Origin of the sequence: Psychrobacter sp. AH5 (assembly GCF_040371085.1) — a bacterium.
In the GTDB taxonomy this organism is placed as follows: domain Bacteria; phylum Pseudomonadota; class Gammaproteobacteria; order Pseudomonadales; family Moraxellaceae; genus Psychrobacter.
The window spans coordinates 1,496,068-1,514,567 of the sequence record NZ_JAMBMT010000001.1 but is presented as its reverse complement, the minus strand read 5'-3'; the positions used below and the strand labels follow the sequence as shown (position 1 = coordinate 1,514,567).

At 43.5% G+C, this 18,500-nt stretch carries 14 protein-coding genes; 4 read left to right on the top strand and 10 right to left on the bottom strand.

What is annotated here, in order from left to right; translation table 11 throughout:
• The first annotated feature begins 282 nt into the window (after positions 1 to 282).
• Positions 283 to 1,209 carry an IS30 family transposase gene (locus tag M0N77_RS06365; protein WP_353104402.1) on the top strand — a complete coding sequence of 309 codons (927 nt, stop codon included), beginning with the start codon at positions 283 to 285 and terminating at the stop codon, positions 1,207 to 1,209.
• Positions 1,210 to 1,320: 111 nt separating this feature from the next.
• Here the strand turns inward: M0N77_RS06365 and rplI are convergent, their stop codons facing one another.
• From rplI to ppsA, 5 genes are all read right to left on the bottom strand, one after another.
• The gene (rplI, locus tag M0N77_RS06360) at positions 1,321 to 1,836 is read right to left on the bottom strand and encodes a 50S ribosomal protein L9 (protein ID WP_353104401.1); all 516 of its coding nucleotides are present in this window, start codon (positions 1,834 to 1,836) and stop codon (positions 1,321 to 1,323) included.
• 20 nt (positions 1,837 to 1,856) lie between these two features.
• Entirely contained in the window at positions 1,857 to 2,087 is a 231-nt protein-coding gene (gene rpsR, locus M0N77_RS06355) for a 30S ribosomal protein S18 (RefSeq protein WP_010198808.1), read from the bottom strand.
• 16 nt (positions 2,088 to 2,103) lie between these two features.
• Positions 2,104 to 2,493 carry a 30S ribosomal protein S6 gene (gene rpsF / locus M0N77_RS06350; RefSeq protein ID WP_353104400.1) on the bottom strand — a complete coding sequence of 130 codons (390 nt, stop codon included), beginning with the start codon at positions 2,491 to 2,493 and terminating at the stop codon, positions 2,104 to 2,106.
• Positions 2,494 to 2,792: 299 nt separating this feature from the next.
• Complete coding sequence (locus M0N77_RS06345; protein WP_353104399.1) at positions 2,793 to 3,833, bottom strand: RDD family protein; 1,041 nt, start codon at positions 3,831 to 3,833, stop codon at positions 2,793 to 2,795.
• Between the two features lie 344 nt (positions 3,834 to 4,177).
• Entirely contained in the window at positions 4,178 to 6,562 is a 2,385-nt protein-coding gene (ppsA, locus tag M0N77_RS06340; protein ID WP_353104398.1) for a phosphoenolpyruvate synthase, read from the bottom strand.
• A gap of 442 nt (positions 6,563 to 7,004) precedes the next feature.
• Between ppsA and M0N77_RS06335 the strand changes: the two genes are divergently transcribed.
• Entirely contained in the window at positions 7,005 to 7,844 is an 840-nt protein-coding gene (locus M0N77_RS06335) for a pyruvate, water dikinase regulatory protein (RefSeq protein ID WP_353105587.1), read from the top strand.
• 220 nt (positions 7,845 to 8,064) lie between these two features.
• Positions 8,065 to 9,714 (top strand): Si-specific NAD(P)(+) transhydrogenase, encoded by a 1,650-nt coding sequence (gene sthA, locus M0N77_RS06330; RefSeq protein ID WP_353105586.1) that lies wholly within the window; start codon positions 8,065 to 8,067, stop codon positions 9,712 to 9,714.
• Between the two features lie 92 nt (positions 9,715 to 9,806).
• Here the strand turns inward: sthA and M0N77_RS06325 are convergent, their stop codons facing one another.
• From M0N77_RS06325 to M0N77_RS06305, 5 genes are all read right to left on the bottom strand, one after another.
• Positions 9,807 to 11,033, bottom strand: coding sequence for an ABC transporter permease (locus M0N77_RS06325; RefSeq protein WP_353104397.1), 1,227 nt, complete (start codon positions 11,031 to 11,033; stop codon positions 9,807 to 9,809).
• Entirely contained in the window at positions 11,033 to 12,298 is a 1,266-nt protein-coding gene (locus M0N77_RS06320) for an ABC transporter permease (RefSeq protein WP_353104396.1), read from the bottom strand. Before M0N77_RS06320 ends, M0N77_RS06325 begins: the two co-directional genes overlap by 1 nt.
• A gap of 6 nt (positions 12,299 to 12,304) precedes the next feature.
• Positions 12,305 to 13,489: an efflux RND transporter periplasmic adaptor subunit gene (locus tag M0N77_RS06315; RefSeq protein ID WP_353104395.1), complete on the bottom strand. Its 1,185-nt coding sequence runs from the start codon at positions 13,487 to 13,489 to the stop codon at positions 12,305 to 12,307.
• Between the two features lie 79 nt (positions 13,490 to 13,568).
• Positions 13,569 to 14,444: a YihY/virulence factor BrkB family protein gene (locus M0N77_RS06310; RefSeq protein WP_353104394.1), complete on the bottom strand. Its 876-nt coding sequence runs from the start codon at positions 14,442 to 14,444 to the stop codon at positions 13,569 to 13,571.
• Positions 14,445 to 14,590: 146 nt separating this feature from the next.
• Positions 14,591 to 16,255 carry a TolC family protein gene (locus M0N77_RS06305; protein WP_353104393.1) on the bottom strand — a complete coding sequence of 555 codons (1,665 nt, stop codon included), beginning with the start codon at positions 16,253 to 16,255 and terminating at the stop codon, positions 14,591 to 14,593.
• Positions 16,256 to 16,545: 290 nt separating this feature from the next.
• Here M0N77_RS06305 and glpK point away from each other — a divergent pair, with 290 nt between their 5' ends.
• Positions 16,546 to 18,156: a glycerol kinase GlpK gene (gene glpK, locus M0N77_RS06300; RefSeq protein ID WP_353104392.1), complete on the top strand. Its 1,611-nt coding sequence runs from the start codon at positions 16,546 to 16,548 to the stop codon at positions 18,154 to 18,156.
• Positions 18,157 to 18,500: the final 344 nt, after the last annotated feature.

Sequence of the window (18,500 nt, the reverse complement as noted above, 5' to 3'; positions counted from 1 at the left end):
TATCCTAATCTTATTGATGAATTCTAAAGCTACATATAGTAATAGACTACTGTTGAATAAAAAACCAATAAGGTTATGAGCGGTCGAATAAATGGTATAGACGGTAGGCTTCCTTATATATAAGTTATTGTTTTAACAGGATTAAATATATTTTCTAAATTGATAATAGTAATAGTTTCTTAGATTAACACATGAAGTGCAATTTCAAAGAGCAGGTGAAAAAAAGACCTAGATGCGCTAGCATCAAAGTTTTTATCCACCGACCAAAGTGAGATTGCAACCATGAGCTATACGCATCTAAGCCTAGGGGAACGATACCAGATTTATGCCCTAATAGGGGCAAAACATAGTATTAATTTCATAGCTCGAGAGTTAAACAGAAGTCCCAGTACCATATCAAGAGAGCTTAGACGCAATAAAAGCCTACGAGGTTACCGAGCAAAGCATGCTAATAACAAGGCTTGTGACAGACGGGCTAACAACGCCACAACTATTGTGGCTGACATCTGGGCATGGGTGACAGACAAGCTTAAAGAGAACTGGAGTCCTGAGCAAATATCTGGCGTTCATGCTGGTATCAGTCATATGAGCATTTATCGCTATATTTGGCGTGATAAGAGGCAGGGTGGCACATTGTGGCAGTGTCTCAGACGTAAAGCCAAACCATACCGGCAGCGTCTAACCGCTGAGACTCGAGGCCGTATCAATGACAGAGTCTCGATTCATGAGCGCCCTTGTATTGTTGAAGAACGCTCACGTATTGGTGACTGGGAAGCGGATACCGTTATCGGTCAGCATCACAAGCAAGCGATTGTCACGCTCGTTGAACGTAAAACGGGGCTGCTGAAGATGAAGCGTGTGGGTCATAAAACAGCACAGCAAGTATCAGAGGCAATGATAGAACTCTTAGCGCCAGTGAGTTTGCAGGTTAAGACCATTACCTCTGACAATGGTAAAGAGTTTGCTCAGCATAAGAAGGTGAAACAAAAGCTCTTTAGCCCTTTCTTCTTTGCCGATGCTTATGCGTCATGGCAGCGAGGAACCAACGAGAATACCAATGGCCTTATCAGAGAGTACTTGCCTAAGGGTTGTGACTTTAGACAAGTCTCTGATAATGAAATACAGGACATTGAGAACAAACTAAACAACAGACCAAGAAAACGATTAGGGTTTAAGACGCCTATGCAGGCGTTCTGTAATATTAATTAGCGTTGCACTTGGTGTGTTAATCTAAGTTTTAAAAAATTAATTCTTTAAATAAAAAAACCAGCGACTCAAAGTCACTGGCTCTTTTTGCATTCAAAATAGAGAGTCTAACAATTACTCTTCAGAATAATCTTCGTTCTCATCAGTAGCATCATCTTCTACGGCTTCATCTTCGTCATTGCCATCTTCAGATAAGATAGTGACCAAGATAGTAGCAGTAACGTCATGATGAAGCTGGATATCAACATTGTACTCGCCGATCTGACGTAGTGTACCTTCTGGAAGTTTAATCTCAGCACGGTCAACTTCTAGACCTGAGTTAGTCAAAGCTTCAGCGATATCACGAGTACCGATAGAACCGAACAATTTGCCTTCATCACCAGATTTAGCACGCATAATGACATTAACATCAGTTAACGCATCAGCACGTGTTTGAGCAGTGGCGATCTCTTTGGCTTCTTCAGCTTCAAGCTCTGCGCGGCGCGCTTCGAACTTTTCGATGTTAGCTTTAGTAGCAGGAAGAGCTTTGCCATGAGGGATAAGAAAGTTACGTCCGTAACCTGGTTTTACATCGACAGTTTCACCGAGTTTACCAAGGTTGACGATACGCTGTAACAAAATAATTTGCATGAGTCATTCCTAGTTAACGGTTAACCCTGATGGTTATCAGTGTATGGTAATAGCGACAAGTAACGAGCTTGCTTGATAGCAGTAGCTAGTTGACGCTGATATTTTGTAGAAGTACCGGTAATACGACTCGGTACGATTTTGCCATTGTCACTGATATACTGTTTTAGCAATTCAACATCTTTATAATCGATGTGAGTGATGCCTTCAGCAGTGAAACGGCAGAATTTGCGACGGCGATAGAAACGTGCCATGAGTATTCTCCTTTAATTAGTCTTCACTGTTGTCGTTGTCATTGTCGTCTGAACGACGTGGAGTAGCTTTGCGTGCACGTTTTTCATCGGCATTCTTAGCTAGCTGCGACTCTTCAGTGACCGCTTCATCACGGCGCATGACTAAGCTACGGATGATGGCGTCGTTATAACGGAATAATTCTTCAAGCTCTTCTAAAGTCTCACCGTCAGTTTCGATGTTGAAAAGAACGTAATGAGCTTTATGAATCTTGTTAATTGGATAAGCCAGTTGACGACGGCCCCAATCTTCTAAACGATGGATAACACCGCCATTGTCTTGAACCAACTTGATATAGCGTTCAACCATACCGACTACTTGGTCGCTTTGGTCTGGGTGTACAATTAACACCACTTCGTAATGTCGCATTTGGACTCCTTACGGATTAGTAGCTATCAACCCTATGTTAATAGCAAGGAGATTTATAAGGTAAGCTCAAAGCTATTATGATAAATAGTAGACGTTAAGCTTAGGATATAAAGCGCCGTATTATAACAGCACTCAAGATTTAACACAAAGGTTAATACTGTGGATAAGCACAAAAGTATATAGCTAGCGTTTAAGAGCTAATAAAACCCGCCATAAAAAAGCAACGCCTGAGCGCTGCTTTTGCATAATACTGTATTAAGAACTGCTGACTTATATCTTAATAGCCTAACAGGTAGAAGCTACTTAACTTTAGGCTGCTTAATAAGCTGCTTGCTATCGGCCTTTACTACTAAGGTTTTGGCAAGTTTATCATGCCAACCGATATTTTCAGGACTTTTTGAAGCCATATAATAATGAATAGCAATCAGCACAAACCCTAAAAAGCTGGTAAACGAGAACAATAGGTTATAGATAATAATCAACAATACAGTGCGCGTCATAATAAGTCTGAAAAAAGAGGGTAGTTTGTGCGTCGTTTGATCCACCACACGAATACCGGTAATTAGCTTACCTAATGACTGCCCCCTCAGAGTAATAAACACCAGTTGCAAAGCAAACAGGCCAAATACCATCACCTGTGACATCATTAAAGTGCCACTAGGAATGCTTTCTATCAGTGTCATCGAATACTGGTAAGCGGCGTCCATATTTTGGATGTCTTGAAACTTAGTATAGTCGATATCCATCTTGGTTAGTGCCAATACTAGCGGAAATATCGCCAAGATATAGAGTAGACCATTGATGGCAGTAGCTAGCATTCGCGACATAATAGGCGCTAAAATCACATCGCCAATGACCACATCATTAGCGCCCGCTACTTTAGTATTAGCAGACTTATTTAGTGAGACGTTATTAGAGGAGGTATGATTACGATTGGTGGTCATATCAACTTTGGATTTTTTGCTACTATCGGTACTAGCGCGCTCAGGCTTACCATAGAGTCTATCGATAGAGAGCTTTTTGCCATTCAAACTGCTTTGATTAGCTTTATGAATAGTGCTATTAGTACTGTCATCAGAGTCATCTGGAAAAACAGTGACGTTATTAATGATAGAGTCGTCATCGCTATCGTTATAAGTCGTTATGGTGTTGTCAGCGGTCGGTACAGGACGATAGCTATACTGATTTGCTGTCAAGTCGCCGAGACGCTGCCAATTGGCTAAGCCTTCATGCCAGACTAAGTCATCCAACACGACTTCGCCTGAGGCCAGCATGATATTGAGCTGATCTAAATTATAAGGCCCTGCTTGTACATTATTTCGAGCAAGAAAAATTTGCATAGTTAGTTATATCTTAATTCGCTGATGATAAGTTTTGGCTTTTATAAGTCATGTTATTGGGTCAAAGTTGCTTTTAACAAGGTCAATATCACAGTAGCCGTGCCACAAGCTTAGGTATAATAATAGCTTATTGTAAGGCTTTTTTGTAATGACGGTCAGCAAATAGATCCCAATAGTAAATACGACTTAGGGTCTGCTCGCTGTTTTATCAAAACGAATGATAATCAGCAAACAAACCCTAATAATAAGACCAATCAAAGCCATGACTTCAATGATCTATTTTGAGACAGTCACAAAAATGAATCGTTATAACCGTCCTTTTATGATGATTTATTTATAGACAACTATTTTGCTTCTTCACCGGCTAAAAAGAACCAAGTATCTAGCACAGAATCAGGGTTTAGCGACACGGAATTGATACCTTGCTCCATCAGCCAAAAAGCTAAATCAGGATGATCGGATGGGCCTTGACCACAAATACCAATGTACTTGCCAGCTTTGTTACAAGCTTGAATCGCCATAGATAGTAGCTTTTTGACCGCAGGATCACGCTCATCAAACAGATGCGAGACAATACCTGAATCACGGTCTAGACCTAGCGTTAACTGAGTCAAATCATTTGAGCCAATAGAGAAACCATCGAAATGCTCTAAGAATTCTTCAGCAAGTAGCGCGTTAGTTGGCAGCTCACACATCATGATGACGCGTAGGCCGTTCTCGCCGCGCTTAAGACCGTTTTTCTCAAGTAGCTCAATCACTTGCGCCGCTTCACCAACGGTACGCACGAAGGGGATCATAATCTCAACGTTAGTTAGACCCATCTCATCACGCACGCGTTTAAGCGCTTTACACTCAAGCTCAAAGCAGTCGCGGAAATTGTCAGAGACATAACGACTAGCGCCGCGGAAACCAAGCATTGGGTTTTCTTCAGACGGCTCGTATAATTTACCGCCCAATAGGTTGGCATATTCGTTCGATTTAAAATCTGACATGCGTACGATAACGGGCTGATCCATAAAGGCAACCGCTAGCGTTGAGATACCTTCCACTAATTTATCAACATAGAAGTCAACGGGTGAAGCATAGCCTGCGATACGTTCATGAATGGCTTGTGACACCTCACGTGGTAAGCTGTTCATATTAAGCAGCGCTTTTGGATGCACCCCGATCATACGGTTGATGATAAATTCAAGACGGGCAAGGCCAATCCCTTCATTAGGCATTTGCGCAAATGAGAAAGCACGATCAGGGTTACCGACGTTCATCATCACTTTAAATGCCAGCTCCGGCATAGACTCAATAGAGTTGGTTTGAATATCAAAATCAAGCTGACCTTCGTAGATAAAGCCGGTATCACCCTCAGCACAAGACACAGTGACGTCTTGACCATCGACCAAAAGCTCGGTGGCATTACCACAACCAACGATTGCTGGCACACCAAGCTCACGCGCGATAATAGCGGCGTGACAAGTACGACCACCGCGGTTAGTAATGATAGCGGAGGCGCGCTTCATAACCGGCTCCCAATCCGGATCCGTCATGTCTGACACTAGCACATCGCCATCTTCAACTTTATCCATCTCATTTAGGTTACTAACGATACGCACTTTACCTGCGCCGATACGCTGACCGATTGAACGACCTTCACATAATACTTTGGCATCGCCAGTTTTGATGATGTAGCGCTCCATGACATTGCTGTCTTGGCGGCTCTTAACGGTTTCAGGACGCGCTTGCACGATGAAGATTTGACCACTATCACCATCTTTTGCCCACTCGATATCCATCGCTTGGCCATAATGCTTCTCGATAGTCATCGCTTGTTTGGCAAGGGAGGTCAGCTCGTCAGTGGTCAAAGAGAACTGCATACGATCTTGTTTTTCGACATCGACCACTTTGACAGATTTAGCGGTGCTACCTTCCTCACCATAGATCATTTTTTTATGCTTGCTACCCAAGTTACGACGGATAACTGAAGGCTTACCAGCAGTTAGTAGACGTTTTGATAGATAAAATTCGTCAGGGTTAACCGCGCCTTGTACGACCATCTCGCCAAGGCCATAGCTTGAGGTGATAAATACCACTTCATCAAAGCCGCTTTCGGTGTCTAAGGTGAACATAACGCCCGCCGCGCCCGTCTCTGAGCGTACCATACGCTGTACAGCAGCTGATAGCGCTACGCCTTCATGCTCAAAACCTTTATGCACGCGATAAGAGATAGCGCGGTCATTATATAGTGAGGCAAATACTTCTTTAATCGCGATCAGTACGTTATCGATACCGCGAATATTTAGATAAGTTTCTTGTTGACCAGCAAAGGAGGCATCAGGCAAATCCTCAGCAGTCGCAGAAGAGCGCACCGCAACCGCGATATCTTCGCCGCCGCTCATCTGCTCAAATGATTGACGCACGTCCGCTTCTAGATCTTTTGGCAGTTCTTGCTCGACAATCCAGTTACGGATCTTTTTACCGGTAGCAGCAAGCTTATTAACATCATTCACATCTAAGGTTTTCAGCTCGCTATTGATCTTATCAAGCAGACCGGTTTCATTCAAAAAGCGGTAAAAAGCGTTTGAGGTTGTGGCAAAGCCGCCAGGAACGCTAACACCCAAATCTGATAAGTGGCTGATCATCTCGCCAAGTGAAGCATTCTTACCACCGACCATCTCAATATCGTCTTTTCCTAACTGATCAAGATTGATTACAAGTGCTGTTGATTGCGTTGCCATGATAACTCCAGAAAATAAGGTTATTTAGTAAGGATTATAACGGTGGATTATAACGCTATATTTAGATAATTTCGAGAGGATAATGAGATATTTCTCGAAAAAGATACAAAATTTAGAGTTTCTCGTTATTTTTGGATTTGGAGAGTAGAGTAACGATGATTTGACCTAGTCTCAGTAGCCCAAATGTGGCTGGAGTATTGCTAAAACCTTTTTTTATAGGTCGTAAGTTATAAGCTTGGATAACAGGGATGTTTTATAAAGACAATAGTAAGCTTTTGGCTATAACTTGGATTACTATTCATGGTCTATTATGAGTATAATGTTAGCTATAAATGTGGTTACGCCATAATAATAAATACTCCACCGGGCATTGAGGTTATAAGCTATGTATTCCAATAATCCATCTGAACAAAATAAGCCGACTATTCAGAACCGTCATGCTATGAGCTTGGACAATTCGCAAACGATAAGAAGTGCTTTTTTTATCTCTGATGGTACAGCGATTACCGCTGAGACTCTGGGCCGCTCTATTTTAAGTCAGTTTGCCTCGGTGCCTTTTGAGACGCGAGTCTTACCTTATGTCGATAGCTTAGAGCGCGCAGAAGATGCAGTAGCACAGATCAATATGGCTTATCAGCGCGATGGTCTATTGCCATTGGTGTTCGATACCATCGTCAGCCCTGAGATTCGTGAAAAAATCAATTCAGCTCAAAGTTGTAATTTGGATATGTATGAGGGTCTTATTGGCCGTATCGCTGAGGAGACAGGCGTTGAGCCCGATGGTCATTCAGGACACGCGCATGATAATGTCGATTCAGAAACCTATAAAGAGCGTATTGATGCGGTACATTTCGCTTTAGATAATGATGATGGCGCGCGTACTCGTCATTATAGTATGGCTGATATTATTCTCATTGGCGTCTCGCGTTCTGGCAAGACACCGACTTCGTTGTACTTAGCACTACAATTTGGTATTCGCGCAGCGAACTATCCGCTGACGGAAGACGACTTATACGATAATCAATTACCAAAATCTTTGCGTGAGCACAAAGATAAGCTATTTGGTCTAGTGATTAACACCGATCGCTTAGTGAAGATTCGTCAAGAACGCCGAGCTGGCAGCCGCTATTCTAGCTATCAGCAAGTGCAACAAGAGCAGCGCGCCATTCAAGGTATCTATATCTCGCAAGGTATCCCAAGCCTTGATGTCTCTGAGATGTCAGTAGAAGAGATTGCGACACGCATATTGCAAATGACAGGTCTAAAACGTCGTATTGGCTAAGTATGCTAGCATAAACATAGTAATACCTAATTCTTAATATAGCATATTGCAAAAATGACGCTCATCAAGTACGGTGGGCCTCCTTTATAGTAGAGCATCGCGCACTATGAGGTTAGTTTACAATAATTAGTTAAGCGAGCCTGTTGGTGATACAGGTTTGCCGATATAGCACAAATTATCGATATTAAAATCACCTAAATCAATAAACAAAGAGGTTATGATGGTAAGCAAGCGTAAAGGTGACGACACCAATGATACCGGTCTAGATACTAACACCGAGGTATCGAACAAGGACAGTGGCAGCGCGCCAACTACGGCTCCAGACCAAACCGAAGATATCAGTAAAAAAGAAAAAATCGAGCAAACGCATGAGCAAGTGACCGAAGATATCATGCACCATCCGGACTTGGTTAATCCGCTTGATGACAAGCGTATTGACGTAAAATCAGGCTTTACCAAAGATTCACAGCGTATCAAAAGCGACAAGCACGATTTTGAGTATGATGCTGTCATCTTAGGAGCCGGTCCTGCTGGTGAGGCGGCTGCTATGAAGCTGACTAAGTCTGGCAAAAAGGTAGCGGTCATTGATCCTCGTGAGCAGGTGGGCGGTAACTCTACTCACGTAGGTACTATTCCTAGTAAGGCTTTGCGTCAATCAGTGTTTAACCTGATTAACTTTCGCCGTGATCCGATGTTTACCAAAGCATTAGAGTATCAGCAAGTCCCGCTAAATAAGGTACTGGCGAACGCCAGAAAAGTCATACGCAGTCAGGTCAGTACGCACACGCGTTTTTATGAGCGCAACCGAATTGATGTTATTCAAGGCTGGGCAAGCTTTGTCGATGCCAATACTTTGCGGGTAGAAACGGATGAAAATATCTTTGAGACGGTCACCTTTAATAAGGCTATTATCACTGTGGGTAGTCGACCTTACCGTCCGGAGATTTTAGATTTTGATCATCCGCGTGTTTTTGATTCGGACAAAATACTACAGATGGATTATGTGGTCAGAAAGATTATTATTTATGGCGCCGGTGTGATTGGCTGCGAATATGCTTCTATCTTTACCGGTCTTGGTTACAAAGTAGATTTGATCAACAACCAAGGTAAGCTGCTAAGCTATCTTGATAGCGAGATCAGTGATGCTCTAGCTCATGACTTTAGACAATTTGGCGTACTTATTCGTAACAACGAAGAGATTGACCATTTAGAGACTCATGATGAGCATATTATTTTGCATTTAAAGAGCGGCAAAAAAATAAAATCGGATGCTATTCTTTGGTCTAATGGCCGCTCAGGAAACACCGAAGGTCTAAATCTAGAAGCTATCGGCCTAAAAGCTAACAGCCGTGGTCAGCTAAAAGTCGATGATAACTATCGCACTGAGGTCGCTAATATCTATGCTGCTGGTGATGTGATTGGCTGGCCCTCCTTAGCGTCAGCTGCCTATGATCAAGGCCGCTGTGCTGCTGCCTTTATGGTGGGTGATGAAGATGCAGAGCCCGTCTCTAGCGTACCGACAGGGATTTATACTATTCCTGAGATCTCAAGTATCGGTAAGACCGAGCAAGAGCTCACCGATGAGCAGGTGCCTTATGAGGTCGGTCAGGCTTTCTTTAAACATCTAGCCCGCGCGCAAATCATTGGTGAGCGCTCAGGGGTACTAAAGATCTTATTCCACCGCGAGACTTTGGAGGTTTTAGGCATTCATTGCTATGGTAACCACGCCTCAGAGATTATCCATATTGGACAGGCGGTAATGAAATGCAACGCAACTTTAGAGTATTTTGTTAACACTACCTTTAACTATCCTACTATGGCAGAAGCATATCGAGTAGCGGCGTTAAATGGCTTGAATCGAGTGTTTTAAACGATAGCATGAATGGATAACGATAGAAAAGCGTCTGTATATTTTATAGGCGCTTTTTTTATGCTTAATCTATTATTAATATACAGCTATTATTAATAAACAGCGTTATCTTTTTGCGCCATGCGCCAACGCAAAAGTAGTAGCCCTATAAAATAAAATAACCATAGGGCTACTAATACACAAAAACCAGTCGCTACCTGCGCTACGCTAGCACCCATTTGATTGAGCTGTACCGAGGTATTGATCGCTGGGGTGGTAGGCACTAGCCAACGTAGCACTTGCAATAGCTGTGGTAATTGATCGGCAGGCCATGGATAACCGCTCACAAAAAACATCGGTAGGGAGCTAAAAATCAAAATCTGCATACTGCGCTCACGCTGACGAAACCACAGTCCTAAGACGCAGCCAAGCGTAGCAACCGTTGGACAAAACAGCGCTAAGAATAATAAACTCCCTAGCATATTAGCGCCGCGGGGATAGTGATGTAATTCAAACGCCCAGCCATAATAAAAACAGCCCACCAAAAAGCTTAGCAGACTAAGCGCCGTTATACGTCCAAACCAGCCGCCTATACTCGCTGTATGATTGCGCTGCTCATACCAAGTGCCAATGAGCATCGCTGTCGCCATCAATAAGGTCTGCTGCAAGATAATAATAGCTACCGCGGGCACGACATAAGCGCCGTAGCCTTCTGCCTTATTGTATAAAGGATTGATTTGTAGAGGAATGGCTTGGGTATTAGCGGCCGCCGTTGGTAGATAAGCGCCTTGGGCGACATTTTTTTTGACCTCAATACCTGCCGATACCGTACTGATCGCTTGTAAAAAGCCTAACTGCACATTTTTATTGAGAATAAAGTAACTGCCGTTCCCAAGCACGCTGACGCTAGCGGCTTTACCGGAGAGCACTTGCTGCTCAAGGCCACTAGGAATCACTAAGTAGCCTGCGATTTGATCGGCCCAAAGCGCCTCTTTTGCTGCTTGCTCATTGATAAAACTCGAAGTATCCAGCTGCGGACTAGCGCTTGAGTAACGAATAATAGTGCGTGATAGATCGCTATTATCATAATCAATAATGCCTACGGGCACATGATTGACCACCTCAGAAGAGTAGGGCCAAGGATAAAAAAATCCGTAAATGACAGGAGCGATGAGCAACATCAAGACCACCCCTTTATCGGTAAAGATGTCTTTTAGGGTCTGCACAAAACTAGCTAAGAAACCTAAAGAGGCTGATGAAGACGGTTTATTTAATGAAGCTTTGTTTTGCTTAATAGCAGCCTTTGACTTTGATAAAGACTTTGATAAGGGCTCTGACATTAGCGAGCTCCCCAACGTTCAGGATGCGCAAGAGCCCGTTTCGTTAATAAGGCGCTAAGCAGCGCGGCAATAATAGTGGCTAGCATGAGCCCATAAATAATAGGAGAGGATAGCGCTAAAGGCGCTTGCATTTGTAGCTGAGCGATATGCAGCTTTAGGTAATGAGTCAATGGTAGCGCATCCGCCCAGTACTTAGCCTTGTCACTGATAGCAATGTAGGGAAAAGTGACACCGGCAAAAGCGTAAGAAGGAGCAGAGATAAAGCCAGTGGTAGACAGACCCATTCGCAGTGATAGCGGGATCAAAGTAAAGATAGCTCCTAGCCAAAAGGATAGTATCATAAGCAAAATCAAGCCCAAAAATACCGCCATCAATGACTGTAGATCAATGTTTTGTTGATAAGAGGCCAAACCTACCCCTAGCGCTGACCACAAAATAAAAGCTAGCATCGGCCAAAAATATTTACCAATTAGCGCAACTAGTAATACGGCAACGCTTACTGATGACTTCGTAGGCGGTAATTCATCTGCTGATGGATTAATCGGCGGGTCTTGTAACAGCCTATAATCGGATTGATTGCCGTTGATAAAACCGTACCATTTATCAAGCTGCTTATCACGTAGTTCACGGCCGATAGTCGTCGCGCCGATGACCATCGCTAAGATATGCAGTAACGCTGGGATAACCGTTGAGGCCAAAAACTGCTGATAGTTAGTAGCAGCGTTAAACAGGCTAATACGCTGAATACTAATAGGCGAGTAGTCAATAGCCGCTTGTGAGGGCGCTACTCCTTGTTTGATAAGTCGCTGGATTTCAACTCCAGCCGATAGCGTAGCGGTCACTGCCTGCACGCTATTTTGGATAATACCAGAATGGGTACCATATTGAGCGTTGACTTGTAGTACTACTGGTGAGGGCTTGCCGGAGAATATATTTGTTGAAAAATTATCGGGTATAATTACTACTGCATAAATATCACGCTGCAAAATAGCAGCCTCAGCATCGCGAGAATTAGCATAAAAGCCAGCTATATTAATATTAGGATGAGCATCTAGATAGCGCACTAAAGTGCTAGTTACTGGGCCATCCTCTTCTGCGATTACACCGATAGGAAGATCAGTGATTTGCGTTTGCGAAAATATCCACCAAACTAGCAAAACCGTTAGCAAAGGGATCCATAATACCATCGCTAAGTCCCAACGGTTCTGTAATAAAAACCGGCGCTCATAAGCGGCACTGCGGACAAAAGCCTCTAGTAGACGCATAATGGGTTACTCTTGGAGCTGCGGGCTTGAGGACTTTGCTAGCACTGGCGAGGCTGCCGGATCAATAGTGACAATGACACTCATACCCGAGCGAATACGCGCGTCAGGGGAGCTGGGTCGCGCCTTTATCTCAAAGGTACGTACATCAAAACCATCATCGCTATTGGTGGGACGATAAGTGGCAAAGTTGGATAAAGTTGAGGTTGCATAAACGGTAAACGACTTAGTGTAAGGTCGCTCAGTGGTAGATAGGGCCGGAATGAGACCAGTAAACTGCTGGCCAATAGCGAATTGATTGAGATAAGTCTCAGTGACGTTTAACACCACCCATTGATCGTTAGTATTAACCAAGGTTAATAATGGTACTCCTTGCCCAATTACTTCGCCGGCGTTGACAATCACATTATCGACCACACCTGTGATAGGGCTTTTTAGATTAGCCTCTTCTTTGGCAACTAAAGCCTCTTCTAATTGGGCATCCACTTGCGCCACTTGCGCCGCCGCCGCTGATTTATCCTCAGAACGAGCCCCTTCCATCGCCAGCTCATATTGCAAGCGCGCCGCTTCGGTTTGATCTTGAGTGGCTTGATATTGCGCATAAGCTTCATCACGCTTTTGCCGAGCCATTAAGCCTTCTTGATACAAGCGATTGACACGCTGATAAGTATTGGCCGCCAAGTCTGAAGCTGCTTTATTAGCTTGCCATGCGGCTTTGGCCTGTGCAATCTCTTGAGGGCGAGCACCGTTCTCAGCTTTGTCTAGTTGGCTCTGCGCGGCTTGTTTGCCTGCGCGAGCTTGATTGATTTTGGCATTAATCTCCGGCGAATCCATCTCAATGAGCTGCTGCCCAACTGCTACCATATCGCCTTCTGTGACAAAGATTTGTGCTATACGTCCTGGTACTTTTGCGGCAATAGAGGTTTGCTGCATTTGCATCTGCCCTTGCAAAGTAATGCTTGTAGGCGCGCTTGCCTGATTACTCTTGTAGAGTCCATAAGCGATAAGGGCTAGCACGCCTATAATCACTAGCGCAAGAATGACTTTTTTTATAACGCCAGACTTATCAGCCGCTTTATTGCGAGGGTAGGCGGGTGTCGTTTGCTCTAGGTTAGCCGTATCAGTAGCGGTTTGCTTATTATCAGTAAGGTCTGAGTGATTCAAATCATCAGCTTCATTATGAGGGTCAGGCATGACAGCGTAATTCCTAGAGCAGTAAAATTTTAAGTAAAGGGTTAATCAGCAATAAGGGTTAGTCAGCTAGGCTATAAAACTAAGGATTTTCAGGATAGACTCGAATAGCATCTGCTTTTGAGCCCTCGGACACCTCAAAATTAAACACCGCGCCAAAAGCTACAATAAAAGCGGAATAATACAGCCATAGCATAATAACTACTGCCGCTGACAGTGCTCCAAACTCAGCACTATAGTTATTAAAGTTTTGTACATAAATAGAAAAAAGGATAGAGAGTAAAATCCAAAGAACGGTTGCTAAAGCGGCTCCTGGCATCAATTTTTTTAATGAGATAATGTCACGATTAGGCGCAAGACGGTAGAAGCCTAAAAAACTGATAAATATTATGCCTGCCAGTATAGGCCACCTACTCCAAAGCGCGATAGTCTTCGCTATATGCTCGAATGGAAAATATGCCGCCACTAGAGGTACAATAGCGATGGAAGATATGGCTATGATTAACACTACCAATGCGGCAAAAGTTAGCGTCAGGGCTCGAATAGTACTTGCTATAAAGCTGCGCTGCTCACTGATTCCAAAAGCGATATTGATAAGAATGACTAATGATTTGATGCCTTTAGAACCTGCATAAAGCGCTAATAACGAGGAGAGTAATAAACTAAAAGTCAAAGCTGAGGCGGTATTAGAGACTAGCTGTGTTAAACGAGAGTCAAGAACGTCGTAGACTGACGGCGGTATATACTGACGTAACAGTGAGATTTGTTCTTGCATCTCAGCTGGCGAGAAGGCCAGTCCATACAGCAGCACAAATACAGCCATTACAGGAAAAATAGACAAAAAGCCAAAAAACCCTACACTAGCACAGTGAGCCCAGATATTGGAGTTATTGGCTTCGCCCCATGTTCGTAATAGTAGCGACGGTAATTTTTTAATTTTAGTGATGGCAATATTCATAGCATTATTATTCTTAGTTGAGGATTTAATAGTAGAGAAATCAAATATAGTCAATCCAGTATAAAAAAGATACAACCGAGCTGGCATGAATGTTGTTAAGCAAGCCCTATACTATTAAAAACTTTCATTAATTTTAGCGTTATTCACTACTCACTATACAACGTCGGTAGCCTTATATCAGCGGCATTAACATAAGCGTTAAAAGCTAGCGGAGTACCGCAGCTGAGCATCAAACTCGCTAATGCCTGTACATAATCATTGGCCGCTTGTGCTTGTTCAGTGCGCGCTTTTAGCGCTTGGGTTTGCGCTTGCACCACCTCTATAGTGGTATTTACGCCTTCTTGTAAACCAAGACGCCGCAGCCGTAATACCTCTTGCGCTAAATCAACATTGCTTTGTAGCGCTTGATAACGAGCTTGAGCATTATTGACATCGTACCAACTCTTTTCTACTAGTAGCAATAAATTATCGCTGACTTCAATCTCTGATAAATCCGCTTGACGAATACTAGCCTCGCTTGAGGCAATTGACGCAGTCTTATCAAGACCGCCCCACAGCTTCCAGCTCGCAGAAACCCCAGCTATCCAGCTAGGGTCGTTTTCAACTTGCCTATAGCCATACAGCAGTACAGTAGGTTTATAACCCGTATCTGAAAGCGCGCGTAACTGCTGTGCTTGCGCTCGCTTTGCGGCTACCTTTTGTAAGCCGGGATGGTTATTGAGCGCTAGATCTTGAAAGTAGCTGACATCGGGTAAGGGTTTACTAGAGACGAACAGCGGGGTAGTGGGTTTGATGCGGTAATCAGTCCGCAGTAGCCGCTGCAAAGCAATCATCGCTAGACGAGCACTATTACTAGCATTAGTCGCTTCGCTCTTGGCATCTGCTAGCGCCGACTGAGCTTGCAAGCGATCGACACGCGAGATAAAGCCCTCTTCAAAGAGCCGCTTTGCCATATGGTCGGTTTGCTGCAAAGTATCATAAGCATCAGCGCGTAAGTAAGCGGCGATAATGGCTAACTGCGCATTAAAGTAACGCTCAATTAAAGTATTATAAAGCTCGTTTTTATCCAAAGTACCATCCGCTATTGCTTCTTGGGTACGCGCATTAGAGATGCCAGTCAATGCTTTGGTGCGTCCAGCGGTATAAATGGGCCAAGCGACACCGAGCCCAGCACTGGTAGTAGAGCCTGAGCGCTTAAAATCATAAGAATCAGGAATACGATCACCTACCAATTCCCCAAAGTTTGGCAGATCTGGAATAGCTGGGATAGAGGGGAGGACATTATCGACGCTATTATTAACCTCATTCACCACTCCGTTTCTAAGCGAGGACAAATCGACATCAGCGTCTAGATGGTAGGTGCTAGCTGAGACTCGCGCAAACACAAAGGGATTATCGACAGTAGCTAAGGCATCGGTTTGTAAGCTACTAGCAGTAATGGCAGCTTGATTGGCAGCAAGCTTAGGCGAGACTTGTAATAATATTTGCTGCGCTTGCTCCAAACTCAAAAAGCTAGAAACCTCTAAAGCGTAGCTATTATCGATAAGCTTTTGGGTAGTAGGATCTATTAGCGTCGTTAATGCAGGGTTAGCCGTTGTGGTAGTGTTTATAGTGGTACTGTTTATAGTAGAGCGGTTTATAGTAGCGCTGGTTATATCATAATTAACGTTGTCGTCACTATTATTATTAACGTTATAAGCCTCACTGATTGGCGTAGTCACTGTAGACTCAGCCGCTAGCGCCTGACCTGCGGCACTGCCTAATAAAGGCACAATAATGATAGTAGGCAGAGATAATAAAGCGAATTTCATAATAGGAGTAAACCACTCATCAAAATTAGGGTGCTAGGAGGTGCTTAAAATCGACTACGGCATTATAGACCTGCTAAGGTTGACGCACCAGTATTGAGTTTTAACCAAAATTCTTTGATTATAGCTATAGTAAATCAACTAGGACTATAGTTTAACGTTATTGTGAATAATCGCATCGATAAAATAGTTTAACAACAACTGATAAACGTTATCTAACTAATAGCCTGTGGCTTTTTGCTATATTAGTATGCGTTAGATAGTAGCCGTTAGACAAAATCTAGGAGTAGCACATGGCAGGGTATATTTTAGCTTTAGATCAAGGAACGACCTCCAGCCGAGCCATCTTGTACGATGATAAGGCGCGTCCTATCAAGATAGTACAAAAGCCTACCACGCTCAAAACACCTAAAGCAGGTTTTGTCGAACAAGACGCTAGGCAAATATGGCAGACGCAAATCAGCTGTGCGCACGATGTGATCAATCAAGCCGGTCTGTTGGCCACTGATGTCAGCAGTATCGCTATTACCAATCAGCGCGAGTCTATCGTGATTTGGGACAAACGTACGGGCGTGCCTCTTGCACCCGCTATTATTTGGCAAGATAGACGTACCGCAGGCTACTGCGAATCATTGGCTACGCAGCCAGCATTGCTGAATCAAAAAGATAATCATCAAAAGAAGCAAACGCTCTCTGAAATGATACGAAGCACTACAGGTCTGCGCTTAGACCCTTACTTTAGTGCCAGTAAAATCGCTTGGCTGCTTAAAGATAACCCTAAGATTGCTGAGCGTATAAAAGCTACAGACGATCACGGTATCGCCGTTGGAACGATTGACAGCTGGCTTATTTATCAGCTGACAGGCGGCGAGCATGTCATAGAAGTGACCAATGCCTCAAGGACCTTGTTATACGATATCAATAAGCTGGCTTGGTCAGATGAGCTTTGCGCGCGCTTTGATATTCCTATGACTATCTTGCCTAAAGCTCTGCCCTCAGATGGCGACTTTGGTAAAACCAAAAAAGGCTTATTCGCCAAGCAAATCCCCATTCAAGCGGTACTAGGAGACCAACAAGCCGCCTTGTTTGGTCAAGGCTGCCTTGAGGCTGGCATGGCAAAAAACACTTATGGTACTGGCTGTTTTATGCTGATGAATATAGGACAAACGCCAAGGTTAAGTGAGCAAAAGCTTTTAACTACTATAGCTTGGCAGCGTAAAGCTAGTGCTAGCCGCACCGATCAATCCTCTCTTGGACAACTGGTGCAATCTGGCAAACGCATATTGCAACCTTCCAAAAGACAAACCACTTATGCCTTAGAAGGTAGTGTCTTTATGGCAGGCGCTATCGTGCAGTGGCTGCGCGATAATTTGGGCATGATAAAAAACAGTAGTGATATCGAGCGCTTGGCTCAGCAGGTCAGTGGTAGCGAAGAGGTGGTGTTACTACCAGCCTTCACCGGTTTAGGCGCTCCTTATTGGCGCTCAGATGTCAGTGCTAGCATCACCGGCATGAGCCGCGGTACTAGTAAAGCTCATATCGCTCGTGCGGCGCTGGAGGCTATCGCCTATCAAACCTACGATGTGCTAGTGGCTATGCAAAAAGACAGCCCGCAAGCGCTTACAGAATTACGAGTCGATGGCGGCGCAGCCAATAATGATTTATTGATGCAGTTTCAAGCGGACTTGTTAGGCGTACCTGTATTACGGCCAAAAGATACCGAAATTACCGCAAAAGGAGCGGCTATATTGGCGGGTCTAAATAGTGGCTTATACGATAATAGGATTATGAAAGACTCATGGGAGATTGATCGCTGCTTTGAGCCTACTATGAGTGCCGATAAGCGTAATCAACATTTGCAAAAGTGGCAAGGGGCTGTGAATAGAGCACTAATATCTTTTTAAGGTAGCTGTTTAAGTTAATTCTTTAAATGAACTCTTTAAGTTCACTTTTCGAGTCGTACGATAGTAAAATCAAAATTATGGTATAGATACATAGATACCTAAAAGGCTATTAATTTGTGCAATTGCGCCATAAAAATACATCTTGTAACGTAAGCTAATATCGAAGATGACATAGCTTACATATCCGCTGTAGCTAGTCATTATTAGTTATTCATATACTGTAAGGGTAATAATGATACTGGCTAAATAAATTTTGAATAATAATAACTTACATCATCAAAGTTTGTTTTTAGCCAAAGTAAAAATACTTAAGCTTTATAGTATAAATATAAGCCATATAAATT

What these genes read in the sequence shown, in the direction of transcription:
- M0N77_RS06365 (WP_353104402.1), top strand. Translation starts at nt 283, where the DNA reads ATGAGCTATACGCATCTAAGCCTAGGGGAACGATACCAGATTTATGCC.
- rplI (WP_353104401.1), bottom strand. Translation starts at nt 1,836, where the DNA reads ATGCAAATTATTTTGTTACAGCGTATCGTCAACCTTGGTAAACTCGGT.
- rpsR (WP_010198808.1), bottom strand. Translation starts at nt 2,087, where the DNA reads ATGGCACGTTTCTATCGCCGTCGCAAATTCTGCCGTTTCACTGCTGAA.
- rpsF (WP_353104400.1), bottom strand. Translation starts at nt 2,493, where the DNA reads ATGCGACATTACGAAGTGGTGTTAATTGTACACCCAGACCAAAGCGAC.
- M0N77_RS06345 (WP_353104399.1), bottom strand. Translation starts at nt 3,833, where the DNA reads ATGCAAATTTTTCTTGCTCGAAATAATGTACAAGCAGGGCCTTATAAT.
- ppsA (WP_353104398.1), bottom strand. Translation starts at nt 6,562, where the DNA reads ATGGCAACGCAATCAACAGCACTTGTAATCAATCTTGATCAGTTAGGA.
- M0N77_RS06335 (WP_353105587.1), top strand. Translation starts at nt 7,005, where the DNA reads ATGAGCTTGGACAATTCGCAAACGATAAGAAGTGCTTTTTTTATCTCT.
- sthA (WP_353105586.1), top strand. Translation starts at nt 8,065, where the DNA reads ATGGTAAGCAAGCGTAAAGGTGACGACACCAATGATACCGGTCTAGAT.
- M0N77_RS06325 (WP_353104397.1), bottom strand. Translation starts at nt 11,033, where the DNA reads ATGTCAGAGCCCTTATCAAAGTCTTTATCAAAGTCAAAGGCTGCTATT.
- M0N77_RS06320 (WP_353104396.1), bottom strand. Translation starts at nt 12,298, where the DNA reads ATGCGTCTACTAGAGGCTTTTGTCCGCAGTGCCGCTTATGAGCGCCGG.
- M0N77_RS06315 (WP_353104395.1), bottom strand. Translation starts at nt 13,489, where the DNA reads ATGCCTGACCCTCATAATGAAGCTGATGATTTGAATCACTCAGACCTT.
- M0N77_RS06310 (WP_353104394.1), bottom strand. Translation starts at nt 14,444, where the DNA reads ATGAATATTGCCATCACTAAAATTAAAAAATTACCGTCGCTACTATTA.
- M0N77_RS06305 (WP_353104393.1), bottom strand. Translation starts at nt 16,255, where the DNA reads ATGAAATTCGCTTTATTATCTCTGCCTACTATCATTATTGTGCCTTTA.
- glpK (WP_353104392.1), top strand. Translation starts at nt 16,546, where the DNA reads ATGGCAGGGTATATTTTAGCTTTAGATCAAGGAACGACCTCCAGCCGA.